Raw genomic sequence first — 25,534 nt, forward strand, 5'->3', positions numbered from 1 at the left:
CTTACCTATCAAGCTGAACCGGCACATTATCTAAAGGATATTCCAATAGATAAAATGGAATCCCATGATAAAGTTAGAAAAAATCCACTATCTTATGGTCCATTTATGGTATCTAATATAGTACCTGGAGAATCAGTAGAATACGTTCCAAATCCATATTGGTTTGGAGAGAAACCAAAGGTAGATAAGATTGTAGCAAAGAGAACAAGTTCAGATACTATTGTAGAAGCATTAAAGGCTGGAACATTTGATATTGTTAATAGAATCAATGTTAATAGTTATCCAGAGTATAAGGATTTAAGCAATATCACTTTAACATCAGCTGTAAGCAGATCTTTAGGATATCTAGGATTTAAACAAGGAAAGTGGGATGTAGAAACTAAACAGGTTGTACCAGATCCAAATGCAAAATTAGCTGATGTGAAATTAAGGCAAGCAATAGCTTATGCTATGAATAATGAAGAAGTAGCAGAATTGTTCTATAACGATTTGAGAATACCTGCTAATGCATTAATTACGCCATATCATGCTAGTTTCTGGAATGATAAGCAAGAAGGTTATCCATATAACCCAGAAAAAGCAAAGCAGATATTAGATGAAGCTGGATATAAGGATGTAGATGGAGATGGACTTAGAGAAGATCCAAAGGGTAACAAGCTACAAATCAACTATCTTTCAATGTCAGGTGGAGATATAGCTGAGCCGTTAGCTCAATTCTATATTCAAAACTTTAGAGATGTTGGATTAGATGTAGTATTACAAAATGGTAGATTAATAGAGATGAATGCATTCTACGATATGGTAGAAGAAGATAATGAAGATATAGATCTATTTGCAGGAGCTTGGTTAGTAGGATCTAACCCAGAGCCATCAGGATTATGGGGAAGACACTCTCTGTTTAACTATGTAAGATTTGCAGCAGATGAAAACGATAAATTAATTCAAGCTATTAATTCAAATGATGCATTTGGACCAGATGGAATGGATAATGAGTACATGGTAAAAGCATATCATGATTGGCAAAAATATGCTATGGAGCAAGTTATAGTAGCTCCAACTCACTATAGAATTGAATTGACAGCACTTAATAACAGAGTTAACTACTGGGATGCAGACCCTATGAATTATGACTGGGGATGGGAGAAGGTTGGTCTATTAGCTGACACTCCTGAAAAAGCAAAATAGGAAAATTTTAATTAAATACAATAAAAGGTCTAATGATAAAAATCATTAGACTTTTATTGTATTTAATTTTTTATATTAAAGGTTTATTTATTTTCTTCATTGATTGAAGGCGTATTGGAGGCTAGAGGATTGAGCCAAGCTGATGTAGTTTCTTTTTCTAATAAAATTTGTAGATTTTCAGGATTTTCAAACTCTTTATTTGATTCACTTTTAGGTATCTTGTAGTTTAATAGATAAGTATAAGGAGACTTTTCTTTAAATCCAATGTCCTTAAATCGTAAATCTGTTAAATGAAATTTTACTCCCTCTTTTATTGGCTTCGAAATATCATCAGCAATCTCTAAATAATCGCCTAATTTTCTGTATATTATTTGATCTTTATCTTGAAAATAAAAGTTATCTTCATCTCTGCCGAGAAATTCGACATCCTCTGTTACTATTTCCTCTTCATATATTCCAGCTTTTCTAAAATTATCTACTAAGTACAATTTACTATAGATGTTAGTTTCCCAATGACCAGGATAATGGTATGTAAAAATGGTTTTTTTATTATTTCTTACACCATAATTAATATATCTATTATAACTGTACAATACCTTATATTTATTAAAATTTGCTATGGTATTTATACCAAAGATAATGAAAAAGATAATAACAATAGAAAATATAATGTTAGAAGCTTTGCTATTATTATATCCTATAAACGTTAATCTGTGGACTATAAATATTAAAACAAGACCTAGGATAATTAAGTGAAAGAAAAAAGAGTCGTATAAGAATTTTTCCGCTTCTATCCAAAATTCAAAATTCATAAGGTCACCCCCTGGTTTTATACATTAGCTTAGCAAACTTTCAAATAAGATAATTATCCCCCCCTTTAAAGTTATTAGCTATACTTTAAACATACGATATAATGAGCGAAAAGTCAATACTTTCTGAATTTGATTTGTGAAAAAGATAACTATGATTACAATATATGTTATTCCATTGATTTAGTCATATGTTTATTTTTATAGAAATCTAATGTTAACTGCTGCAATTTTTATTGACAAATAAAAAACATAAAGATACGATAGACTTATCGGTCTAGACTGCATGGTCTATAAAAAGGAGTGATTAATTTGTATAAAATTAAAGATTTAACCTTTAAGTATCCTAAGAATGAAGAAGACACCATAAAAGGGATATCCTTTGAAATAAAGGATGGAGAGATATTTGGTCTATTAGGCCCTTCTGGTGTTGGTAAATCTACTACGCAAAAATTACTCATTAAACTATTAGAAGGTTATAAAGGAGAGATACTCTATAAAGGAAAGTGGTGAATAATCATGTATGGAAATTTTCTAAAATCAGAGGTTAAAAAATGGAGTAGAGATTCCATGATGGGATTTATGTTAATATATCCTATTATATTTGGATTGCTTGGCAGATATTTTTTACCTTGGATATCTGATAAATATGGATTTAACTTTACACCCTTTAATGATTTAATCTTAGCCATATTAGTGTTATTTGTACCTATAGCTTATGGAGCGTTAATAGGATTTTCTATACTAGAGGATAGAGATGATGATGTATTAACTAATATTAAGGTTACACCCCTTAGCATGCATCAGTTTTTAAGTTTTAGATTAATTGCAGTATATTTAATTTGTGTTGTAGCAACCATATTTGTAATATGGTTTTCAAAAGTAGGAGATATTTCAATGAAAGATATTATCCTTATATCTTTGTTAGCATCATTAGAAGCTCCTATATCAGGTTTATTGATTAATTGCTTTGCTAAAAATAAGATTGAGGGATTTGCCGTGATGAAAGCTGGAGGTAGTATAATAATCTTTCCAATAATTGCATTATTCTTTGGGGGAGCAAAGGAAATGTTTTTCTCTTTTGCACCAGGATTCTGGTCAGCTAAGGTAATTAGTAGTATAATAAAAGGTGGAGGACCCTATCTTTCATATAATCAATATTATTTTATAGGTTTAGTATATATGGTAATATTAAATATATTGTCCTATCTATTATTCCTTAAAAAGATAAGAGTATAGTAAACAAACGGTTTATTGATTGCAATGGAGAGGAGCGGTGTTTTTGAATGTAAAAAAGGAGAAATCCTTTGAGAAACGAGAAGAGCTAATAAATGCAGCTTTAATTGAATTTGGAGATAAGGGATATGATAATGCATCGTTAAATAATATCTTAAAGGAAGCTGGAATAAGTAAAGGAACATTTTACTATCATTTCAAGAATAAAGAAGAGTTATATGTTTATTTGTATGATATTCTAGCTCAAGAAAAGATGAAGTTTTTTAATCAAAAAATAAAGCCTGAAGATTTCGATAAAGATATATTTACATTGTTGAAGATTATGAGTAAAACAGGTGCGGAGTTTGCGAGATATAAGCCTGAGATAGATAGATTTTCAGCCAGTTATTTAAAAGACTTAAATAATCCAATATTGGATAAGGTAAAGGAAAAATATGATTTTAAGGGTAATGATCATTTAGATGTTATAATAAATAAAGCCTATGAAAGGGGAGAACTAAGGGAAGACTTACCAAAGATATTTATTAAGAATATGATATCCTATTTATTAACTAATCTTCATGATATTACAAAGGTTATAGATGTCGATGAATATGCAATAGAGTTTAATTATCTAATAGATTTTTTCAAAGATGGATTGGGAAAAAAGGAGTGAGAAAATGATAATAAAAATATTGGGAGCAGGTTGCGATAAATGTGATAAGTCATATGATAATGCAGTAAAAGCAGCAGCAGACTTAGGTATTGAGGTGGAAATAGAAAAGGTTGAAGATTTAATTACCATGATGAAATATGGTATCATGACTACACCGGGGATAGTTGTTGATGAAAAGGTGGTTATGGTCGGGAGAGTACCAAAGGTTGAAGAATTTAAGAGTATGATAAGAGCATAATCACGTATATTGACATAACCCCTTTATTGGGTTATAATTTAATCAACACATAGATACATTTAAATATATCTATGTGATAAGGGAAATAGTTGATATTATAAAAATTCATAATATAGTGAGGTGTAATAATTGGATAAAAAAATTAATCTATATCTTTTAACAGGATTTTTAGGTTCAGGCAAAACTACATTTTTAACCAATATTTTAGAGGACTTATCTGGAGAAAAAGTGGGAGTTATAATGAATGAATTTGGTCGCATCAGCATAGATGGAGAAATCATAAAAAAAGAAGGTATGGAAATAGTTGAGATTAATAGAGGGTCTATTTTTTGCTCGTGCTTAAAGCTTAGCTTTGCTCATGCCATGATTGAAATGGCAGACAGAGATTTAAAATATTTATTTGTAGAAAGCTCTGGTCTTGCAGATCCTTCAAATATTGGGGAGATATTAGAGGGTATAAAGGCTGTAAAGGGAGATTTATACGATTATAAAGCGGCAATATGTGTAGCTGATGGTGTAAATTTCTTGGAGCAATTGGAAGACTTAGAAACTGTAGAGAGGCAAATTAAACATTGTCATCTAGCAGTTATTAGCAAGGTGGACTTGATTAATGAAGAAAAATTGATTAATATAATATCTAAGATAAAAGAAATTAACCCTGCAATACCTATTGAAACTATGGAATTTGGTAAGCTCGATTATGATTTTCTGTATGAAGACTTGATGAAATATAATTGGGCGGAAAATGAAGATTCCACAAATGTGCCTGAAACAAAACCTAAAACCTTAATGCTCACTTATGATGGAGAGATTAAAAAGGATGACTTAATCAAATTCATTGATGGAATAAAATCTGATGCTTATAGATTAAAGGGGTTTTTAAAACTTGAAAGTGGCTGGAATCAAGTAGATGTAGTGGGGAAAAGAATTGATTTTAAGACTATAGATGAAAAGTATGAGAATTCTCAGCTAGTTATTATATCTAAGATAGGACCTCATATAATTAGACCTATAGTTAATAGTTGGAATGAAATATTTAATATTGAAATGAAGTTAAGGTAAGTATAGAAAACAAACAGATGATGCCAGTGAAATGGCATCTTTTTTATCGACTATATTAAATTAAATGATGAATTATGGCGAGAAATCAGGAAAAATGACTAAATACAATTGTACATAGTAAGGACAAGTCATGATATAATAAAAAATATTAACTAGTTAAAAAAAACTATACTATAGAAGTTTTGACTTATGGTATTAAGGTAGGTGTTTAATTATATGACAGACTATATATGTAAATTAACATTAAAAGAATTATGTGCTAGAGATATTATAAAGGAAGAGGATATAGAGGTATATCGTTATGGATTGCAATTACTTGTGGCTACAATTTTAAAGGGTCTAGGAATTGCAATTATCGGAATTTTGACTGGTCTACTAAAAGAATCCATTATATTTATTTTGTTTTTTAGTAGTCTTCGAATACAGCAGGAGGATATCATGCCAAAACTGTAATTAATTGCTTTATAGGAACATCAATGTTGTTATTTCCCTCAATTCTACTATTGAAACTATTGCCTGTAATTTATCAGCCATACTATGTTCTAATATCCATGGTATTTTCAATATTTTTTGTTTATTTATATGCCCCATTGGAAAGTGAAAATAAACCATTAGATGAAGAAGAAAAAATACTATATAGACGTAGAAGTTTACAAACAGTTATTATAGGAAATATTATTATACTAATATCAATGGCTTTTAGCGATAAATTTGTTTATTATGCGGCCATAGCTTCTACTGGTTTTCTATTAGAATCATTAACCCTAATACATGCCCTTGAAAGTGAAAAGTAAACTAGTGTTTAAAGAATTGCTGGCTATAAAGTAATTCTTTTTTATTGCTTGATTTAATTAATATGTTATATTAGTAAGTAGGGATGGAATAATTAGTACTATTGGACCTTGACATTCATAAATAAATAGTTTAGAAGAGTTTTTTCCTAGATGATTGGGGGTGTAATATAATGGATTTGACTATAATGAATATATTTACAAATATATTAGATACAGTTTTAGTTTTTTATTTTCTAGTTAGGATATTCCAGAAAAAGAATATAAATAGGAAAAACTCTGTAATGTTTTTATCAAATCTAGTAATCTTTAGTACATTGATTAATCATGTATTTGGGTTAGCAAACTCTTTGGGATTTATAGCTATATTTATTGTATCTACAATTGTGTATTCATATTTGTTAGATGAAAAATTTCCTAAGATATTGATTTATAGTATTCTAGCTACTATATTTATGTTTATCTTTGAATTAACAGCTGCAAATATTATAGTTCTAGTTTTTCAGATACAACCATCATTAATATTAGAATTAAATATTTATAGAATATTAGGAATAATTTGCTCTAAAGGAGGATTCTATTTATTTATCAAATATCTAATAAGAAAGATTAATATACCTTTATACATGAAAACTAGCAGTATAAAAACTATTATCTTAATTGGATTTTTTAATATTTTAGTTATATATATGACACTGACTTTATACAAGTACATAATGGTGGAATCTGTAACTGCTTATATATATTTAATAGGGATGGGGATAGGTGCTATAATATTTAGCTGGATAATATATTCCACATCTAAAAAGATGATATATCAATATCAGCAGGAAATGATTTGGAAGGTGAAGGAAGAGGAATTTCATAAAAAGGATTTCTATATTAAAAGCATGAGTGATATTCTTCATACAATAAGATCTCAGAGACATGATTTAAATAATTATCTTAGCACCCTTTATGGTTTAATGTGCTTAGGAGATTTTGATGATGCAAAGGCGTACATAACAAAGATCAATGATAGAGTCAGCAATATGAATAAAATAATTGAAACAAATCATCCCGTCATCACTGCTCTAGTAAGCATAAAAAAGAATAAAGCCTTTGAAGAGAATATCGATATGGAATTAGAAATAGATATACCTGAAGAATTATCAATTGATTTTGTTGACCTTTCTATTATAATCGGGAATATACTGGATAATGCAATAGAAGCGTGTACTTTAATTGATAAAAAATTTGAAAGAAAAGTTTATCTATCTATAAATATGGAAGAAACTTATTTAATAATCAAAGCAAATAATACGAAATCTCAAAAAATAAAATTAGAGACTAAAGATATTACAAACAGGTTTACAACTAAAGCTGATAAGGAGAACCATGGATTTGGTTTAGGAAATATTGAATTTATAGTAAATCAATATAATGGAATTATGAATATAGAAGATTTAGGAAGCGAATTTAGGGTAAATATAAGAATACCTATGGAAGGAGATCTTAGCCGTGGGTTGCAATCTACCGCCTATGTAAAAAGGTAGAACTATATACACTATATGTATATAAAAGGGGGAGGAGGGTAAATATGAAGAACAAAAGTTACCTACTTAACTTAGTTGCAGTTTTATCACTTACATTCGCAAATCTTGGCGCAGAGGTTGCCTGCTGGGGACTTTTCTACCAACCAGAGATGCCAAAACGATTGAGGAAGTAAAATGTATTAGCTATTAAAGAAAATCTCAAGGGAGAAAATCCTTTGAGATTTTTTCTTTTTTATTAAAATTTATTTTACAACTTGTTTTTTTAGGATTTATAAATTAGAATATAGTATTAAGATAGAAAAAGTATTATTAATTTATATATTGTTATACTAATAATAAATGCTTTGACAGAATAATAAAGGAGGAATGTATAGTGGAATTTGTAGGTGAGGGTTTAACTTTTGATGATGTTCTTCTACTTCCTGGTAAATCTGAAGTACTACCTAAGGAGACTAATATCAATACTTATTTAACTAAAAACATTAAATTAAATATACCTTTAATGAGTGCTGGAATGGATACGGTAACAGAATCTAAGATGGCAATAGCTATGGCTAGAGAAGGTGGAATCGGTATAATCCATAAAAATATGTCTATAGAGCAGCAAGCATTAGAGGTGGATAAGGTAAAAAGGTCAGAACATGGTGTAATAACTGATCCATTTTTTTTATCTCCTTACCATAGCGTATCAGATGCCTTAGAATTAATGGAAAGATATCATATATCTGGAGTTCCAATAACAGATGAAGATGGAAAGCTAGTAGGTATTATAACTAATAGAGATATTAGATTTGAAAAAGAAACTGCAAAGAAAATCGATGATGTGATGACTAAGGAAAATTTAGTTACTGCAAAAATAGACATATCTATGGATGAAGCTCTAGAAATTATGAAACAACATAAGATTGAAAAACTTCCTTTAGTAGATGATAATTTTATGCTATCAGGATTGATAACTATAAAGGATATAGAAAAATCTATTCAATATCCAAATTCAGCTAAGGACCATACAGGTAGATTGTTGGCTGGTGCTGCAGTTGGAGTAACAGGAGATATGATGGAGAGGGTAGCAGCATTAGTTAAATCCAAGGTAGACGTTATAGTTGTTGATACTGCTCATGGCCATTCTAAAGGAGTATTAGAAGCTGTAGGCAAAATAAAAAGAGAATATCCCAATCTACAAGTAATTGCAGGAAATGTGGCAACAGCTGAGGCTACGGCAGATCTAATAAAGGCTGGAGCAGATGCTGTAAAGGTAGGTATAGGACCTGGTTCTATTTGTACTACTAGAGTTGTAACTGGTATCGGTGTACCACAAATAACAGCTGTAATCAATTGTGCTAAGGCAGCAAAAGAATATGGTGTTCCAGTTATCGCTGACGGAGGAATCAAGTACTCTGGTGATATAACAAAAGCTATAGCAGCTGGAGCAAATGTAATAATGGCAGGATCATTGTTTGCTGGAACTGATGAAAGCCTGGTGAAGAAGTTTTATATGAAGGCAGAAGATACAAAGAATATAGAGGAATGGGCTCTATGGGTGCCATGGATTCAGGCAGCAAGGATAGATATTTCCAAGAAGATACTAAGAAATATGTACCAGAAGGTGTAGAGGGCAGAATACATTATAGAGGACCATTAGGAGATGTAGTATATCAACTTGTTGGTGGATTAAAATCAGGAATGGGATATGTTGGAGCTAAAAATATTGAAGAGTTACAAGATAAGGCAAGATTTATAAAGATTACATCTGCATCTTTGATAGAAAATCATCCTCATGATATCCATATTACAAAGGAATCACCAAACTATAGCAGACGATAAAAAGGAGGCAACATATTGATAATACAAGACTTTATAAATAAGCAATTAGAAGAAATTAAAGAAAAAGTAGGAAATAAAAAAGCCTTATGTGCTTTATCAGGTGGGGTAGATTCTTCTGTGGCAGCAGTATTAGTTCATAAGGCTATTGGAGATAATCTAGTCTGTGTATTTGTAGACCATGGTCTTTTAAGAAAAAATGAAAGACAAGAAGTAGAGAGTGTGTTTAGAGATAAATTCCATATGAATCTAATAGTGGTTGATGCTGAGGATAGATTTTTAGGAAAGTTAAAAGGAGTTACTGATCCTGAGCAGAAAAGAAAGGTAATCGGAGAAGAATTTATTAGGGTATTTGAAGAAGAACAATCAAAACTTGAAGACATAGAATTCCTAGTTCAAGGAACGATCTATCCAGATATAGTTGAGAGCTTGAATAAAGATGGTAAAGTAGCAGTTAAATCCCATCATAATGTTGGAGGTTTACCTGAAGATGTTAACTTTGAGCTTATAGAACCACTTAAAGAATTATATAAGGAAGAAGTTAGAGAAGTTGGTCGGGCATTAGGGATTGATGAAGAGTTAGTAAGCAGGCAGCCATTCCCGGGACCAGGACTAGGCGTTAGGTGTTTAGGAGAATTAACTAAAGAAAAACTAGATATTCTTAGAGATGCAGATTATATCTACAGAGATGAGATTAAAAAAGCAGGTCTAGATAGAGAAATCTGGCAATATTTTGCAGTATTACCTAATATTCAATCGGTAGGAGTTATAGACGGTGAAAGAACATATAAACATTTAATAGGACTAAGAGCTATAACTACTAAAGATGCTATGACAGCTAAATGGTATCCAATTCCATTAGATTTGTTAGAGAAGATTTCAACAAGAATTACAGATGAAGTGAAGGAAGTAAATAGGGTGGTATATGATATAACAAATAAACCACCTGCTACTATTGAGTGGGAGTAATCGGATGAGAGCTTTAAACCCTTTAATACCAAGGGTTTTGAGCTTTTTTTATTTTTGGATTGCACTTTCATTGCAGTAAATTAATTTTTTGCACCTCAAAACTAAAAGTTAGCAGTGAATATTGTTCTTTGGTGAGAAGTCTAAATTTTCGGTTGGTGGATTAAATTTGATGTTGTTATTTAATTTATTAGTGACATCCCAGCGCATTTCTTCATAATGCTTTTGCTTTCTCTTTAAACTGTCATATTGCTTATTTGCTAACAAGATATCAATTGATTTTTGTTCAGTTAAATACTCCGAAATATTTTCTTTATCATTATTTATTCATCTGAATATCGGTTCGTCATAAATCCATATTTCTTTGGTCGTAGGTGTGTCTGTTATTTTAGTATTATATGATAATAACTCACCTTCTTTTGCTTTAAACACCGCATTTAAATCATTGTAATATCAAGCTTTGAAGCGATTTTTGTTAACTTAATTTTCTCGAGATGTTGTTTTATATATCAAGTCTAGTAAGAAGAAAATAAGCACTTTATGGTGGTGGCGTGGGCTATTGCCTGTCGGCACCGCCCATCCCCGCACCAAAATGTCATTTTCTTCTCAAGAACCCTGATTTTTTAACTTTTGAGCTCGTTAATATACTTAATCGTGGAAATATATGGTATACTCGTGTCATGCAGTAGAAAAAATAAAGGATGAGGGAACAATTATGATTGAACTTCGTAAAATTACTCAGGATAATTTAAGGGAAGTATTGGAGCTTAAAGTAGCAAGTGGGCAAGACGGTTATGTGGATTCTAATATTTATAGACTAGCTTGGGCCTATGTTAAAGTAACCAACAATGAGAAACCTCCTCTGGCCTTTGCCATATATCATCATGATAAAGTTGTAGGGTTAGTGGATATGGGATTTTTTGAGTTATCGGAAACTACCTTTTTATTTGAGGAATTTGGCGACAAAGCTACCTATGGAATAAACCATTTTATGATAGACCATAAATATCAAGGTAAAGGGTTTGGCAAACAGGCTATGCAAAAAGTTATCGAATTTTTACGTTCATTTCCCCAAGGAAAAGCTGATGCTATTTATTTATCTTATTGGAAGACTAACGAAGCAGCTAGAGGCCTATATGCATCAGTTGGGTTTGTAGAAACAGGAGAAATATGGGACGGACAAACCGGTGAAAGCTGGGATCCAGAGAGAGAAGATATTGAGAGAGCAGAAGTAGGTGTTAGACTGGGATTATAGATAATTCAATGGCAAAAAATTCAAAGGCTTTTTCTTACAATAACAAATAAATATCAGAAATACTTAGGATAGAGATGGTATAGAAGTTTTAAGATGAGAAGAATATCTAATTGCACTTTTTGTGCACTTTACTTCTTGTTTTGTTATTTTTTAAGTAATTTATAGATCATTGAAATGCCTTATTATCAATGATATTGCGCTATACCATCCATCTCGAAAATTGAGTGGGAGTAGTATCCAAAACCCCTAGAAAACTGATAAATAATAGTTTTCTAGGGGTTGTTTTTATTTGTGGGGTAAATTGATATTGTCTATTTAATTTTTTTCGAGTATAATTTTCATAGAATGTTAGTAAATTTGCGTTGTAGCAGATAAAAAATGTTATGTATGGTGTTATGCCGTTTCTCAATAAGAGAGAAAATTTATATTTTCTACAAAAAAATAGTATTACCTTCTTGACTCTTCCTTTGGGGAATCCTTTATACTAAGTTTATCCCTGATAATTTAGAAAAGAGGTCGAAACAAATGAACAACCTAATCAAAATTAAAGATGTGTCAAGCAAATATGACATTACAGCCCGTACACTACGTTATTATGAGGACATGGGATTGCTGTCCAGCACCCGAAGTGATGACTATGCATATAGAATGTACGACGAAAACGCTGTTAGGCGGCTTGAACAAATACTCATATTACGCAAGCTGAATATCAGCATAAAAGACATTCAACGTGTTTTCAACACTTCCGGTTCTGATGTAGTTTTAGAAGTGCTGGGGAAAAAAGTACAGAGCATAGACGACGAAGTTGCGCTTTTGCATGAGTTGAAAGAAATCGTGATGGATTTTATACGGGAAATCGAACAAGTGAACTTTGCAGACAACTCCGACATAAAACTGCTGTATAACAAGGCTAAAGAGATTGAAACACAGTTGATAAGCGTTGATTATATCGGCAAGCCCTCCAATGTAAACCGCTTGATTGAAATAACAGAAAAATTAGATAAAAAAATTCCTGATATAATGGTCGTCAGGATACCGGGATTCAAAGCGGTAACGTGCGGCGACCAACCCTGGGGAGAAATGTTCAAAGAAGGCGGATATATGTACCAATTGTGGCAGTATTGCCATTTGTATAAGAGTGTGATTTTCGATTGTTTTGATTTTTTGCTGTCTAAAAATGACAAAGCTGAATGGATATGTGCCGTTAAAGATGGTGTTACCAATGCAGATGTAAGCCCTTTTAAATTGTTCGATTTTCCGGGAGGCTTATACGCTATGGCAGTCAGTATTGACGAAGATAACGAGAGTATACACAAAGTAGAAGATAAAGTTCGCCGATGGATTGAAAGCACAAATTTTGAGCTTGACAAAGGCCGCAATGTTATGTTCAATATGCCTTATTTATATGAAGATGGAAGAGATATTGCCTATAAAGACATAGAAAAGGGACTTGGCTATAAACAAATGCAAAGATATTTTCCAATCAAGCTAAAAGAAGGAATATAAAAATACAAGGAATTTCCCATGTATTATTTAGGTAATTGCGAAATACAAAGTATGACAGAACCCATAGGGAAATAAAAAATAAATGGAGGAATTATCATGAACAAGTATGAAAACGTGATGAAGCTTATGGAAGAATATTGCGGAAACGGAAAGGACAACCTTATTGCTCTTGCAACTATTGCATTGTCCCCGAATGCTATAGGCAATCCCCGCCCTGCTGTCCGTATGGTTGATGCTTATTATGAAGACGGCGTGTTTTATGTTTCTACAGATGCGAATAAAAATAAAATGCTGGAAATTGGGAAAAACAACGAGATTTCCATTTGTGGGTTAGACTTGTTTGTTGCTCAAGGAACGGCTGAAAATCTCGGTTGGGTAAAGGACGAGAGGAATGCGGAAATAAGAGCGAAGATGAAAAAAATCTTCACATGGTTCGATGCACATGGTGACGAAGACAACCCTGACTCAATCGTTCTGCGTATCACCCTTACGGAAGGAACGATAACTGATAACGACAAAAAATACGGTGAATGGCAGTATAAAGTTGACTTTGCGAAGAAAGAAGTGAAATAAATGGGAAAAACACTCAAAGATATGGCAAAGCACTTAAAAAATGTTATTACGCCAGAAATACCTGAAACATATGCAATTAATCCAATGTTTGAAAATATTTCAAACGAGGAAAACATTCGAGAAGGAGTTCTTGTGTTCAGAAACTTTTTGTATCAGCTTTGCGATGTTTTGATTGTTGAAGGTGATTCGTATGACAATCATAAAAAGAATGCCCACGTATTTGATGACCGCGTTACTATTTCGGTATATTTTCCATTCCTGCACAATGTGAAATGCTTATTATTGAATATAGGTTTTCATGGTGTACTAACAGAAAGCTCTCAATCTCTTACCGTCGGAAACAATATATTCGACACGAAAATCCCCGTTTCAAAAAGCATTGAATGCTTGCGATTCTTGACTGATTGCGGCATATTGATTGACGGTGTAAACTTGAATGATAAAAAACCGGATTTATTAAAAGCTGAAAGAATAAAAATTTCGTATCCTGATAATCCTGCTATGTTGACGGGCTTGAAGGTAATGGCAATAGCAGAGATAGAATTTGGTAGAAACATCAACAAATCGAAGGTCAATAAGTCCAATACAATCAGTTATTGCCGCTTCTCCGATATTTTATTGCGATGTGATTATAGAGTATTGAAAAATAATAAAACCGACGATGTTATTTCTATATTAAAAGATACTATGAAACCTTTGTCTGCCAATGTGCAAGATTTTATATTGCAGTTACATCAACGTTATTTGGATAAAGGGCTTAAATGCGATGTGGAAATAAAAGATTTATGGATAAAGATTAAATATTCTTATAAAAGAAATGAGATATGGGCAATTAATGCATCACTTAATAATGGTTATCAAATAAACGTCAAAGCAAAAAACACGCATAAATACGCTGATGCCATCGAAAAACTTCCTTTATTTTTACAAGAAATGATTGAAAAGGGATATGGGTGCGGAAAAAAAAGAGGTATAAGCGATTGTTGTGATGGAGGTTGCCGAGGGTTTCGTATTTCCCTGGATGACTCAATCATTGATATAAGAAATGCTATCGAAACTTGGCTTGACATGGAATTGTCATTTGTATAGTATAAGCATTAGTAAAGCATAGTGGAAAAATACTATATACCTTGATTAGTGTGATTATCTAAGCTGAAATTTGAAAGATATTTGTTTTGCGGAGTAATGTTGACAACAAAAAATCAGTAAGTCAAAATAATATGTGTAATTGAAATAAAAAGTCGGCATAAAAAGCACAAAAACTAAACATAAATGTTTAGAAACGCCACTGAACTTGCCGAGTGGGAATAATAGACAAAAACCTTATAATGGCTAGAAATAGCTGCTATAAGGTTTCTTTTATGTGTGACGATTCCAAAATGATTTTGTTTAATAAGTATACTCTATGAAAATTTCGAATAATTTGCATACTAAACATCTATAAGTTAAGATATAATTAGATAAACAAGGAAATATTTGGTCAGATGGTGGTTCTGAACTTTTTGCAATCTTTATATTTGGATTATGGTTGCTCGATAAACGATATGACATATTATTAAAAGAAGGGGGCATGTTTATGAGAAAAATTATCATATCAATTTTTACAATATTACTTGTATTCTCTTTAGCATCTTATAAACAGAACAATATTAGTGATGATTTAATTATAGACATTGGAGAGTCTGCTAAATTTACTGAAGAAGAAATAACTGAGGCAATAGATCTTGTCAAAAATAATTTTGATTTTCCAGCATCTACTTTAACGAAAGTCTGGTATGATGAAGAAAAATCTGACTCATATTTTAGAGATGATTTTAAACAGGGAGTTATTCCTGAAAATGTCATTTTATTATTATCTAACTTTGATGTTGATGGGTCTGGAGATAATCCCGTTTTAAATCCAAATTCAACCTATACGAATTATCAATGGATATTAAGAAGAGGCAGTAAAACAAGTAAGTGGAGAATTGAGGATTGGGGTTATTAAAAAAGTATATATTATTGTATGAAGTAATAATATCTTAAAAAAAGGAGGTAGATATATTTGAAAACAATGGATATAAAAAATAAAGTCCTGTGGGGGACTAGTATGATTGGATTAATGGGTATCTCATATTGGCTATGTAGATTTTCTTTTTTTGAAATGCACGGCATGAAACAGTGGCCAAATATATTGGCCATACTAGGTGCTATTGTAATAGTTATCGCTACTATATTTGGAAACCGTATGATTTCAGGGGCTGCTGTCGTAGGATACGTGGTTGGATTTATTCTTGCTATGATATTTAATACTTATGGTGTAGATCAGGGTGGAGGAACCACAAATAATAATTGGATAATATGGGGAACGGTTTTTATTATTTCAATTTTGATTGCTTTTATTATAGATTTTATTCTCAAACAAGCTTATAAAAAGGAAAGAGGATAAATATTATTTATTATTTTAATAGTATTATTTATATTTTCACTCATTGATTTATTAGAGTACGTTTCAAATCCACCTACATAGATATAAACATTTTTTTGAGGTGGTTTGGGTGCATTTCTTGTTAGAAAAGAGTAACACAATAAAAGTAGAGAAGAACTAAAAATAAAATCACTAGAAGACTTAGAAATGTAAGTTTTCCAGTGATTTTTTTGTTGTATCATATTAGTTGATACTCTTTGCTTAAAAGATTGGTAGTACTTTTTGATTTATAAATATATTACAAAAGATTAACATGTTTACCCTGCAGTTTGACAAATGTTGACAGTGTATTTATGTTATCATACCTATAAGTTTATAAAATCAATAGTGATATATCTTTATCTAAAATTTCATTTAATATAACTTTTATTCATATCTTAGTAATACTGCAATGGATTATGATGAGCAAATTAGAGAATATACCTGTGAGATCATAAAACCTAAGTCCTGTTAAATTGTCATGTAAATCAGAAGACATAAATATAATCCTTAGAATAACATTAATGAATTGAGGTCCTATATAAATTAACCTATTAAGTTAGTTTTATTAAGTTTAAACAAATTTAAAATTGCAGATTATTCTGAAAGACATCTTTAGTTACTTCTTCAAAAATTATTTAATCTAAATTATTTACTAAATTCAAGTTTAAGTTATATTAAAAGGGCTGAAAGTTAAGGTATGAGAAATTTTATATAGATTTTCTTATATTTAAAATCAATTAAAGGGAGGGTGAAAAATGGATGGTGCTAAAACAAGAGACTTAATAGGAATTATATTAAAGGGTATTGGTTTAGCCATGGGAATTGCAGTATTTGTACTAAGTATACTAGGAAGTATTGAAAATGATACTTCTATAAAACTATTATCTTTAGGAGTTGTAGCATATGGTTTGTACTTGTTACAAGATAAAAAATAATTGAAATTAGGAGAAGAGATATGGAGATAAAAGTAAAAAACGATTCAGTTATAGCAATGAATAATATTGTTATGAACTTTGGAAATACAAAAGCCTTAAAAGGAGTTAGTTTTCATATTGATCACCAAAAAATATTTGGATTATTAGGACCATCGGGAGCAGGAAAAACCACTATTATAAAAATACTTACAGGGCAATTGAAACCCACATCAGGTGATGCCTTTGTAAATGGTATGAATAGTAAATCTCTCGATGATGTGACGTACTCAACTATGGGATTAGTATTAGATACAACAGGTCTATATGATAGGCTTAGTTGTTGGCAGAATCTATCAATATATGCAGATATATACAATGTGGATAAAAATTTAATTTCTAAAGCGCTGGAAGAAGTTGGACTTTTAGAAGCGAAGAACAAGCCTGTATCCAAATTATCCAAGGGAATGAAGCAAAGGCTATCTATTGCGAGGGCAACACTACATAATCCAAACATATTATTTTTAGATGAACCAACTACTGGATTAGACCCTGTTACTATGAATCAGATTCATGATAATATCTTGAAGCTTAGAGACAACGGAACCACTATTTTCCTTACAACTCACAACATGGAAGAGGCATATAAGCTTTGTCATACAGTAGCCTTATTAAATGAGGGGGTTATAGTAGAGATGGACGAACCTAAAAGGCTTTGCAGGAAATATAATGACAAAAATGAAATTGAAATAATTCTCAAAGATGGCAGCAGAAAAATTCTATATAATAGTCCTGATTGTGCCGAAGAAATTAGGGAATTTTTTTCTAAGGACGAAGTTGAGTCTATTCATTCTTCTGAACCAAATCTTGAAACTGTATTCATTCATTTAACGGGAAGGGGGTTATTATAATGTCTTCGATAAGAGTAAAAGCGGTACTAAAGAAACAAGTGCTTGACACATTAAAAAATAGAACTGTGCTAATTCAATTTATTATGTTTCCCATATTAGCCCTAATACTTACAAAAACCATAGCCAATGGTAACAATGATATTCCTTATGATTACTTTATTACTATGTTCGCATCAATGTATGTAGGCATGTCGCCAGCAGTAGCAATGGAAGGAATAATATCTGAGGAGAAAGAAAAAGGAACTTTGAGATCTTTGTTAATGGCCAATGTCAAACCATATGAATATCTATTAGGAATTGGTTTCTATACCTTTGTAATGTGTATTGTAGGAGTTGTGATTCTAGCTATTGGTGGACAGTATAGTGGGGGAGAGCTTCTAAGGTTTTTTATTATTATGGCTTTAGGGATTTTATGCTCTATGATGTTCGGAGCTACTTTAGGAATAGTGTGTAAAAATCAAATGAGTGCTAACAGTACAACTTTACCTTTGGTCATAGTTTTTGCCTTTATGCCTATGATAGCCATATTTAATAAATCCTTTGGAAAGGTTTCAAAGTTTTTGTACACTCAACAGGTATATGACATAGTTAATAACTTGGGACAATTAAGTTTAAACATGGAGCGTTTAATTATTTTAGCTGTTAATTTTATATTGTTTTTAATATTATTTATCAATTTTTATAATAAAAAAGGTTTATTAGATAATTAATATTGGGAGGAGGATTATAATGACATATGATGGAAATCAAGATAATAATGAAAATATAGTTGATAATCTAAATTCAAACAATGTGGCTATTCAAAAAATTATAGAAAAGGCAGTTTTAGACCCAGAATTTAAGAAGAATTTGATTGAAAATCCGGATGAAGTATTAGTTAATTATGACATTAGCGAAATAGGAAAAATCATGATTAAATCTTTAGGCGAAGAGGACTTTGATAAATTGACTCCTGAAAACATAGAGGAGTATTTTGCAGCAGATTCCGCAATTTACACACCAGACTTTGATGAAGACATTCCTGTAGAGTATTCTGATGAAAATGATATTTAAGGAGTGTTATATATGTTTGTTTCAAGTGAGGATATAGTTTTTAATGAATTAGATAAAAATTTAGAATCTATCATAAGAACCAGTTCTATCTTAGCAAAACTTAAGGGAAAAGATAATAAATTAATTTATATATTAGAACAGGAGTACAAAAATGATCCATTTAATATAGAAAAAATTTGTGCTTATTGCTTTTACTTATGGTTTTTAGCTGATGATCGTTTGGATTTATCAGATACTAACTCTGTATTTCAAGTTTCTTTTAACCTAATAAATGTAGTGGATGATGTGGTAGAGATAGAGCCTAGATATTGGATTTTATGGATTTTAAAATATAGAATTCAATCATTTATGAATTTCAGTGAAGAAGAGCTAATATCTGATTTAAAAGAATTATTAGAGATACAGCGACTAAAGAATTATCCTTCATATTTCCTAGTATCAGACATTCTTCTTTCTCATGTATATTATCTTAAAGGAAGGTATCAAGAAGCAGAAGATATACTTAAAGAAGTCAATACCTATTATGAAGGTAAAATTAAGATTTTAAAAGAATTTTTTCAAGGATTTATAGATGAATATAGAAATCTAGTTAAGCGCTCAGAAGAAGAAAGTATTATGGAGTTATTAAATCAAATAGAAAAGGAATATTTTTAGAGGGGATATATGTAATGAAGAGAATACTGGGAGTGGCCTTGGGAGAATTATCAACAGGGGAATTGGTCATTGCTCATTCTTTTGCTAAAGGTCTTAATAAAAATCAATATTCCATGGATTTTTTAATTCCTGAAGAAAAGAATGTTTTTTTCGAGAAGGATTGTGAATTTAGAGTCCATACAATTAGCCGAAATTATGGAGTTACTCATAATCAAAGGCATATAATTTCCCTAATAAAATCAAATAATTATGATTTAATAATACTTTTTGATGCCTTTACTATGGAATATGCACAGTATTGGACTGGCATAAATATGGATGTATTAAAAGCATTAGACATCCCTATTTCATCCTTAGATGAATATGACTATATAAATGCTGGATATAAATTAGATTACTATGGAATTTTTGTGAAGAAGTTACCAGATCTTCTTTCAGAAGTAGATATAATATTAAAAAACTGTCCCCTCTCTATGCCTAAGGGAGGGCAAGATTTAATAAAGGAAGCTGAGGAAAAGGGCCAATTTTATTATCAAGTTATTCAAGAAATAAGAAAGTTAGATAAAAATCATATTTTCAATATTAGAAAAAGATATGTAAAAGACGATGAAAAGATAGTTTTTCTTACACTTTCAAAATGGGAGTTAGAGGGAGCATATTCTTTTACAAGTCAAAGCACATTATGCAGATATCTTTTACCTCTCATTTATAATTACTTATCAGAACTAGACACCAAAATATGCTTAATTCATGTAGGTGACTCATGTTGGAATGAATCGGAATTTAAAAATCCCAAAATAAAATATATTCATTATAGCTCATTGCCTGTAGATATTTTTGAAGAATTACTTCAATCATCAGATTTATTTGTAACATATAATTTAGTATCTATAACTCTTACAAAGGCAGTAGATTTTGGAGTACCCTCAATTGTATTGAACAATGATAAAATCATTGATTTTAAAACCCTTGAGAAGAAATGTATGGAAAAACCTCTATGGTATCAATACATGGCTAAGGATTTAAAAAAGATATACCCTTTTACAGCTAGTATGTTTGGTTGGAATCATTTTTTAAAGGGAATTATGAAGGATAATATTTATATGAAGAGTTTTGAAAGGATACAAGTTTTCAATACAGAACAAGTAAATTCAACACTAAAGGAAATACTTTATGGTGATTTATGTGAGAAAATGATTGACAACATCAATATATTTAAAAGAGAGTTATCAAAAATACCTAATGTCAATGAGGTATTAAACAATGCTTTTCAATATTTGCTAGAGTTAGACGAAAAGAGGGGATAACTTGGATTATTTGTTTTTAAAAAATAAAAAGAGTAAAGAATTCACAATCAGCATGACTAATGAATTCATTAATACGAGTTCAGGAGAAATATATGTTACTAGTTTAGAAACTAAATATAAAAGGTTTATTTATGAAAAGCCTATAGAAAGCTTAGGATTTGTGAAATATATAGTAGATGAGACTCGTTATAGAAAAAAAGATAGTGAGGATTTTATGACATGGTCCTTTGCCAAGGGATTTGAATTTTACAATGCAATATATGCTTTAAAGGATAAAGCATATAAGGATATTCTGATTGAGGAAAGTACCTATAAAAAGCCCTTTGAGACGGTGGAAGAATCATTTAACAAATTGCCAAAATTACCTTCAGTATATTTATTGATGATGCAAGTATTCGATATCTTAGCTTTTGATTCATTTCTATCTTTTATTCATTGTCAGGAAGATGTAGAAAAAAGTTTAAAACAATATATGAAGATAGAAGAACTATCAAATAAAAACATCGATATGTCTATTGGAGAGAATTTTGAGCATTCAAACTTTAAGCACAATGATTTTTATATAGCATATTTAGGAGAAAGTTATATCTATGAAATATTTGATTATTATGCAGACTCTTCTGATGTGATTTTTGGGGATTTAAATTCAAAAATGAGGAAAAATAAATCATTATATTCGGGGAAAGTCCTTGTATCTAAGGAAGATGGAGATATTTATCATGGATATATGCATGAACTAATTGTACCTATTGATGGCAGTAATAAGGTCATTAGCAGAAAAGTATATAAGGATCAAATTTAAATAGGAGGAGATTTTGTGAAAGGATTGAGTATTCATCTGACGGATCAATGTAACCAATCTTGTAAATTTTGTGTAGTTGATTCATATCAGGAAAGAAAAGAAAATGTGAATAAAAGGATTATATATAAGTTCTTAGAAGGAAACAGAAATAAAGGATATGAAGTAGTAAACATTCACGGCGGCGAGCCTACAATAGTTCCTGAGTTTCTGGATATTTTAGCCAGAATTAAGGAACTAGGTTATCCACAAGTTTCTCTTCAAACAAACGGGAGAACTTTAAAAGATTTCCATTTTGCAAAGCAATTATCAGATTACAATGTAAATACTTTTGTAATTTCATTTCATAATACTGATAAAATGGAAATCGCCGATTTAGCTAATGTAAATGAAGAATGGTTAGGAGAAATAATACAGGGGATTAAAAATGCAAAAGCCGTGGGTTCAAGGGTAAGAACCAATACTGTAGTCTATAGAAACAATTTAAGAAATCTATGTGAGATTATGAAATTTATAGTAGGAGAATTGGACGTTGACCATATTAATATTTCAGCTATGCATCCTGCAGGAAGAGCATATAAAAACTTTTATGAGGTGGTGCCAAGGTATACTGAAATCATAGAGCCTGTAATGGAGGCTGTTGACTATGTTATAAAAACAGATAAAGAATTAACACTTGAGGGGTTTCCTCCATGTCTATTAGGTGAATATAAAGATTATTTAGTGGATTGGTATGATACTGACTTTAAACTTCTTTATCATAATTTTATTTTAAATAGTTATGCTGACTTTATGTCACAAAGTACAAAGAGCCTTGGCACTATGTGCAACGGATGCAATTATAGTCATGATAGATTATGTGGAGGTATATACAAAGAATATATAGAGAAATATGGATGGGATGAGTTTAGCGAAAGACCAATAGCGGAAGTGAATATATGAATGTAGTTTTTATAGTTACTAGTTTTTGGTCTTTTGGTGAACTATTAATTGCAGTGGAATTTGCTGATGAACTAATAAAATCGGGAGAGAAAATATGTTTTATAGCTCCCCCAACTCACAAAAATACTATTCTTAAAAAAGGCTATATATGCATTTCATTAGTTCCTAAATCTAGACAGTTAAATCGAATACTTTTCAATGAAGTTAAATATTCATTTAAACCAGACTTAGTAATACTCTCTGATTTTTTAAATTATAATTTTGCGGATAGACACTATGGTATAACAAAAGAAGATTTAAATATATTTGATACCACCCTATGCACATTTGACAATTTCTATTGGAACTATCCGAGAAAATGTATGGACACCTATGGATTTAAAAGTGATATACCTAAGAAAATAGTTTTAGAAGATTATGGAGCTAGAATAGTTCCTTGTCCTATTGTAAATCCAGATTCAGTAGAGGGAGAAAATGTATACACTTATTCATTGATTAGCGATTTTGTAGATATATCTAATTTGAAAAAAAGAAAAAATAGAATAAAATATGGATTTGATAATGATGAAGATAAGATTATCTTAGTATCCTATGCAAAATGGCAAAACGAGCACATAGAGGATAGGGGAGTAAGTGAGTTTGTAAAATTATCCAATAATTTTTTTAATAAACTTATTAGTAAACTAGCAGAAGAATTTCATATAATCTGTGTTGGAAGCAAAGAAAAGATTCAGGGTGATAATATTCATCATTACAGCTCTGTGCACACTGAAACTTTCGATGAATTAGTTTCTATCTCTAATATCTATATAAGCCGTAACATGACATCCACTTCAATGGTGAGGATCGCTTTATCAGGGGTAAGATGTGTAAATATAATTAATAGTATAAGTGATATAGGGACTATAGAAAAAATAGCAGCAAAAGATGAATTTAATATGACCATAAAACCCTATAGATATTTTATGTTCCCAGTAGGATGGTATAGTTTTTTAAAACCAATTTTTGATAATAATCCATATGCTGAGCTTATAATTCAAATTGAGCAGTTTGAAATTGAAAGAGGAATAGAAACTATAAAGGATATTCTCTATGGAGATAATTCTGATCATACTATTTTAACAAATAAACTTAGAAGGAAATTATCAGAATTAATGACACCTAAGGAAATTGTAAGATCCATACTAAGTTATGATTTGGAGGGGAAAAGGTGATAAAGAACTTTTATATGATTCTTGTTGCTGATGAGGATTCAATAATAAAAGAACAGAATTTTATAGGCTTGTCTCTAGCGATGGGGATTATTTCATCTTATTTAAGAAAACTAGGTATAGATACGTATATACATGATATAAATCAATTTTTGATGGATAAATCTTTCACTAAAACGGATAAAGAACTGATTTCTCTATTATATGATAAAGATAGGGTCTTGAGTTATATTTATGGTGAAGAAGATATTACGTTAGATGGAATAGCTAAATTATTTTTAGATCAAAATTGGAAGGAATATGATTCTTATGGTATTTCCATAGGTGCTGATTTTTCTCTGTTTCAAATTCATTTAGGAATGATTATTGCTAAATATCTAAAAAAAGAAACTAAAAAGCCTGTAATAGTCGGAGGTAACAATGTATCCTATCTTTATATTTTTAAAGATTTCTATCATGAATTACTTACGGCTGCTATAGAAAAATTAAAGTTCATAGTAAAAGGACCTGGAGAAAAAGCTATTTATAAGATTATAAACTCCATAGACAAAGGAATTCCCGAAGAAATTATAGTTAGAGAAGGAGAAGGCTTGTTATATCTTGAAGATGGAGAGATAAAATCTAATATAGAGGCCAGTCCAATTGTAATTTGTCCAACATGGGATGGGCTAGATATGAAGCCTTATAGCTATCCACTTTCTACAAGTCAAAGGGAGAATGAAAATATATTATATAGATTCCCATTGGCAATAACAAGTCAAGTAGTAGAGTTTAATAGAAGGAAAAATAGAGAAAACACCTTATTTATACCATATATTTTTAATTATAATTGTGTCTACAGCTGTGCGTTTTGTACTCAAAGTGATACAGATAGGGGACAGCTTATCATTGGAGAAGTAGAAAGAGTAGTACAGGATATTGAAGAATTATCAAAGAAGTATAATTCAAAATATTTTTATTTTCTAAATAACTATTTCCCATCATCTTTAAAATTCATAAAAGAATTTAATAGATTATTAAAGGAAAGAAATTTGGAAATATATTGGTCCGATTGTGGGCGAGTTAATGGTATGACCTATGAAAAGTTAAAATTATTATATGAAAGTGGCTGTAGAAAGCTTGTATTTGGATTTGAAACGGGGGACACTTGGCTGCTTGAATTTATAAATAAGAAATTAGATTTGAAAGAACTTATACAGGTTCTAAAGTGGTGCAAGGAAATAGGGATCTGGGCAGATTTAGAAGTTATAATAGGATTGCCTTATGAAAGAGAAAATGAATTTATGAACACCTATAATTTCCTCTATGAATATAGGAATCTAATAAACAACTTTTGGTTAAATGAATATTTTCTAATACCTAATAGCTTAATAGGAAGATATCCAAATAGATATAAGATTGAACTGATTAAAGATATGTACAACTATGATATGTTATTAAATGCAAATAGGGATAAGTTCTTAAATGAAAATATAAGTAATATGACTTCTAATTCTAGGCTTTGGGGATTCAATGAAGTGAAGGAAAATTCCTTTAGGTCTTATGGTGAAATGCAAAGGGAAAATCTTGATAAGATTAAACGATTATCAGAATTAAGAAATCCTGAATTTAATCAGCTATTCAAATTCTATTCCAGTATGAATAAAATTAGAGAAAGCTCATAAT

The 25,534-nt window shown here is 30.7% G+C and carries 25 protein-coding genes and 3 pseudogenes; 27 read left to right on the top strand and 1 reads right to left on the bottom strand.

Features of this window, described 5'->3' with window-relative positions:
• Positions 1 to 1,185: ABC transporter substrate-binding protein (locus CIW83_RS04480; RefSeq protein WP_235601222.1), on the top strand; the 1,185-nt coding region annotated here is incomplete at its 5' end.
• 83 nt (positions 1,186 to 1,268) lie between these two features.
• Here the strand turns inward: CIW83_RS04480 and CIW83_RS04485 are convergent.
• Positions 1,269 to 1,997: a hypothetical protein gene (locus CIW83_RS04485; RefSeq protein ID WP_094899674.1), complete on the bottom strand. Its 729-nt coding sequence runs from the start codon at positions 1,995 to 1,997 to the stop codon at positions 1,269 to 1,271.
• A gap of 309 nt (positions 1,998 to 2,306) precedes the next feature.
• Between CIW83_RS04485 and CIW83_RS04490 the strand changes: the two genes are divergently transcribed.
• The 26 genes and pseudogenes from CIW83_RS04490 (at position 2,307) to CIW83_RS04625 (ending at position 25,533) form a co-directional block, all read left to right on the top strand.
• Positions 2,307 to 2,507: an ATP-binding cassette domain-containing protein gene (locus CIW83_RS04490; protein ID WP_094899675.1), complete on the top strand. Its 201-nt coding sequence runs from the start codon at positions 2,307 to 2,309 to the stop codon at positions 2,505 to 2,507.
• A gap of 6 nt (positions 2,508 to 2,513) precedes the next feature.
• Entirely contained in the window at positions 2,514 to 3,233 is a 720-nt protein-coding gene (locus CIW83_RS04495) for an ABC transporter permease (protein WP_235601223.1), read from the top strand.
• 43 nt (positions 3,234 to 3,276) lie between these two features.
• Positions 3,277 to 3,885 carry a TetR/AcrR family transcriptional regulator gene (locus tag CIW83_RS04500; RefSeq protein ID WP_158220014.1) on the top strand — a complete coding sequence of 203 codons (609 nt, stop codon included), beginning with the start codon at positions 3,277 to 3,279 and terminating at the stop codon, positions 3,883 to 3,885.
• 4 nt (positions 3,886 to 3,889) lie between these two features.
• A complete protein-coding gene (locus CIW83_RS04505; RefSeq protein WP_094899678.1) occupies positions 3,890 to 4,123 on the top strand; it encodes a thioredoxin family protein in 234 nt (77 codons plus the stop codon).
• A gap of 129 nt (positions 4,124 to 4,252) precedes the next feature.
• Entirely contained in the window at positions 4,253 to 5,185 is a 933-nt protein-coding gene (locus CIW83_RS04510) for a GTP-binding protein (RefSeq protein WP_094899679.1), read from the top strand.
• A 216-nt stretch (positions 5,186 to 5,401) separates the two neighbouring features.
• Positions 5,402 to 5,979: pseudogene (locus tag CIW83_RS23555) on the top strand (accessory gene regulator ArgB-like protein).
• A gap of 170 nt (positions 5,980 to 6,149) precedes the next feature.
• Positions 6,150 to 7,511 carry a GHKL domain-containing protein gene (locus CIW83_RS04525; protein WP_094899682.1) on the top strand — a complete coding sequence of 454 codons (1,362 nt, stop codon included), beginning with the start codon at positions 6,150 to 6,152 and terminating at the stop codon, positions 7,509 to 7,511.
• Between the two features lie 44 nt (positions 7,512 to 7,555).
• Complete coding sequence (locus CIW83_RS04530) at positions 7,556 to 7,684, top strand: cyclic lactone autoinducer peptide (protein ID WP_094899683.1); 129 nt, start codon at positions 7,556 to 7,558, stop codon at positions 7,682 to 7,684.
• A gap of 200 nt (positions 7,685 to 7,884) precedes the next feature.
• A pseudogene (gene guaB / locus CIW83_RS04535) lies at positions 7,885 to 9,335 on the top strand (IMP dehydrogenase).
• 21 nt (positions 9,336 to 9,356) lie between these two features.
• Positions 9,357 to 10,301: pseudogene (gene guaA, locus CIW83_RS04540) on the top strand (glutamine-hydrolyzing GMP synthase); the annotation flags it as partial.
• Between the two features lie 712 nt (positions 10,302 to 11,013).
• Positions 11,014 to 11,553 carry a GNAT family N-acetyltransferase gene (locus CIW83_RS04545; RefSeq protein ID WP_094899685.1) on the top strand — a complete coding sequence of 180 codons (540 nt, stop codon included), beginning with the start codon at positions 11,014 to 11,016 and terminating at the stop codon, positions 11,551 to 11,553.
• Positions 11,554 to 12,078: 525 nt separating this feature from the next.
• A complete protein-coding gene (locus tag CIW83_RS04550; RefSeq protein ID WP_094899686.1) occupies positions 12,079 to 13,059 on the top strand; it encodes a MerR family transcriptional regulator in 981 nt (326 codons plus the stop codon).
• A gap of 96 nt (positions 13,060 to 13,155) precedes the next feature.
• Positions 13,156 to 13,632, top strand: coding sequence for a pyridoxamine 5''-phosphate oxidase (locus tag CIW83_RS04555; RefSeq protein ID WP_094899687.1), 477 nt, complete (start codon positions 13,156 to 13,158; stop codon positions 13,630 to 13,632).
• Positions 13,633 to 14,721 (top strand): hypothetical protein, encoded by a 1,089-nt coding sequence (locus tag CIW83_RS04560; RefSeq protein WP_094899688.1) that lies wholly within the window; start codon positions 13,633 to 13,635, stop codon positions 14,719 to 14,721. It abuts the gene before it with no gap.
• A gap of 487 nt (positions 14,722 to 15,208) precedes the next feature.
• Entirely contained in the window at positions 15,209 to 15,619 is a 411-nt protein-coding gene (locus CIW83_RS04565) for a DUF4829 domain-containing protein (protein ID WP_094899689.1), read from the top strand.
• A gap of 57 nt (positions 15,620 to 15,676) precedes the next feature.
• Positions 15,677 to 16,060: a hypothetical protein gene (locus CIW83_RS04570; RefSeq protein WP_094899690.1), complete on the top strand. Its 384-nt coding sequence runs from the start codon at positions 15,677 to 15,679 to the stop codon at positions 16,058 to 16,060.
• A gap of 776 nt (positions 16,061 to 16,836) precedes the next feature.
• Positions 16,837 to 17,016, top strand: coding sequence for a hypothetical protein (locus tag CIW83_RS04580; RefSeq protein WP_094899692.1), 180 nt, complete (start codon positions 16,837 to 16,839; stop codon positions 17,014 to 17,016).
• 20 nt (positions 17,017 to 17,036) lie between these two features.
• A complete protein-coding gene (locus CIW83_RS04585) occupies positions 17,037 to 17,903 on the top strand; it encodes an ABC transporter ATP-binding protein (protein ID WP_094899693.1) in 867 nt (288 codons plus the stop codon).
• The gene (locus tag CIW83_RS04590) at positions 17,903 to 18,613 is read left to right on the top strand and encodes an ABC transporter permease (protein ID WP_094899694.1); all 711 of its coding nucleotides are present in this window, start codon (positions 17,903 to 17,905) and stop codon (positions 18,611 to 18,613) included. The genes CIW83_RS04585 and CIW83_RS04590 overlap by 1 nt, the downstream gene beginning before the upstream one ends.
• Positions 18,614 to 18,632: 19 nt before the next feature.
• Complete coding sequence (locus CIW83_RS04595; protein ID WP_094899695.1) at positions 18,633 to 18,956, top strand: hypothetical protein; 324 nt, start codon at positions 18,633 to 18,635, stop codon at positions 18,954 to 18,956.
• 12 nt (positions 18,957 to 18,968) lie between these two features.
• On the top strand, positions 18,969 to 19,610 hold the full coding sequence (locus tag CIW83_RS04600) for a hypothetical protein (RefSeq protein ID WP_094899696.1): 642 nt from the start codon (positions 18,969 to 18,971) through the stop codon (positions 19,608 to 19,610).
• A gap of 14 nt (positions 19,611 to 19,624) precedes the next feature.
• A complete protein-coding gene (locus CIW83_RS04605; RefSeq protein WP_094899697.1) occupies positions 19,625 to 20,917 on the top strand; it encodes a DUF6365 family protein in 1,293 nt (430 codons plus the stop codon).
• A gap of 1 nt (position 20,918) precedes the next feature.
• Positions 20,919 to 21,719, top strand: a complete 801-nt coding sequence (locus CIW83_RS04610; protein ID WP_094899698.1) for a hypothetical protein — start codon at positions 20,919 to 20,921, stop codon at positions 21,717 to 21,719.
• 15 nt (positions 21,720 to 21,734) lie between these two features.
• Positions 21,735 to 22,658, top strand: a complete 924-nt coding sequence (locus CIW83_RS04615; RefSeq protein ID WP_094899699.1) for a radical SAM protein — start codon at positions 21,735 to 21,737, stop codon at positions 22,656 to 22,658.
• Entirely contained in the window at positions 22,655 to 23,872 is a 1,218-nt protein-coding gene (locus CIW83_RS04620) for a DUF6365 family protein (protein ID WP_094899700.1), read from the top strand. Before CIW83_RS04615 ends, CIW83_RS04620 begins: the two co-directional genes overlap by 4 nt.
• Positions 23,869 to 25,533 (top strand): radical SAM protein, encoded by a 1,665-nt coding sequence (locus CIW83_RS04625; protein WP_094899701.1) that lies wholly within the window; start codon positions 23,869 to 23,871, stop codon positions 25,531 to 25,533. Before CIW83_RS04620 ends, CIW83_RS04625 begins: the two co-directional genes overlap by 4 nt.
• Position 25,534 lies beyond the last annotated feature (1 nt).

It is taken from the genome of Tissierella sp. P1, from assembly GCF_002266425.1.
Classification (GTDB): Bacteria; Bacillota; Clostridia; order Tissierellales; family Tissierellaceae; genus Tissierella; species Tissierella carlieri.

Excerpts from the sequence above, each read along its gene's own strand:
- CIW83_RS04545 (WP_094899685.1), top strand. The coding sequence starts at position 11,014 with ATGATTGAACTTCGTAAAATTACTCAGGATAATTTAAGGGAAGTATTG.
- CIW83_RS04525 (WP_094899682.1), top strand. The coding sequence starts at position 6,150 with ATGGATTTGACTATAATGAATATATTTACAAATATATTAGATACAGTT.
- CIW83_RS04495 (WP_235601223.1), top strand. The coding sequence starts at position 2,514 with ATGTATGGAAATTTTCTAAAATCAGAGGTTAAAAAATGGAGTAGAGAT.
- CIW83_RS04580 (WP_094899692.1), top strand. The coding sequence starts at position 16,837 with ATGGATGGTGCTAAAACAAGAGACTTAATAGGAATTATATTAAAGGGT.
- CIW83_RS04505 (WP_094899678.1), top strand. The coding sequence starts at position 3,890 with ATGATAATAAAAATATTGGGAGCAGGTTGCGATAAATGTGATAAGTCA.
- CIW83_RS04595 (WP_094899695.1), top strand. The coding sequence starts at position 18,633 with ATGACATATGATGGAAATCAAGATAATAATGAAAATATAGTTGATAAT.
- CIW83_RS04585 (WP_094899693.1), top strand. The coding sequence starts at position 17,037 with ATGGAGATAAAAGTAAAAAACGATTCAGTTATAGCAATGAATAATATT.
- CIW83_RS04600 (WP_094899696.1), top strand. The coding sequence starts at position 18,969 with ATGTTTGTTTCAAGTGAGGATATAGTTTTTAATGAATTAGATAAAAAT.
- CIW83_RS04590 (WP_094899694.1), top strand. The coding sequence starts at position 17,903 with ATGTCTTCGATAAGAGTAAAAGCGGTACTAAAGAAACAAGTGCTTGAC.
- CIW83_RS04550 (WP_094899686.1), top strand. The coding sequence starts at position 12,079 with ATGAACAACCTAATCAAAATTAAAGATGTGTCAAGCAAATATGACATT.
- CIW83_RS04485 (WP_094899674.1), bottom strand. The coding sequence starts at position 1,997 with ATGAATTTTGAATTTTGGATAGAAGCGGAAAAATTCTTATACGACTCT.
- CIW83_RS04620 (WP_094899700.1), top strand. The coding sequence starts at position 22,655 with ATGAATGTAGTTTTTATAGTTACTAGTTTTTGGTCTTTTGGTGAACTA.
- CIW83_RS04555 (WP_094899687.1), top strand. The coding sequence starts at position 13,156 with ATGAACAAGTATGAAAACGTGATGAAGCTTATGGAAGAATATTGCGGA.
- CIW83_RS04560 (WP_094899688.1), top strand. The coding sequence starts at position 13,633 with ATGGGAAAAACACTCAAAGATATGGCAAAGCACTTAAAAAATGTTATT.
- CIW83_RS04530 (WP_094899683.1), top strand. The coding sequence starts at position 7,556 with ATGAAGAACAAAAGTTACCTACTTAACTTAGTTGCAGTTTTATCACTT.
- CIW83_RS04605 (WP_094899697.1), top strand. The coding sequence starts at position 19,625 with ATGAAGAGAATACTGGGAGTGGCCTTGGGAGAATTATCAACAGGGGAA.
- CIW83_RS04565 (WP_094899689.1), top strand. The coding sequence starts at position 15,209 with ATGAGAAAAATTATCATATCAATTTTTACAATATTACTTGTATTCTCT.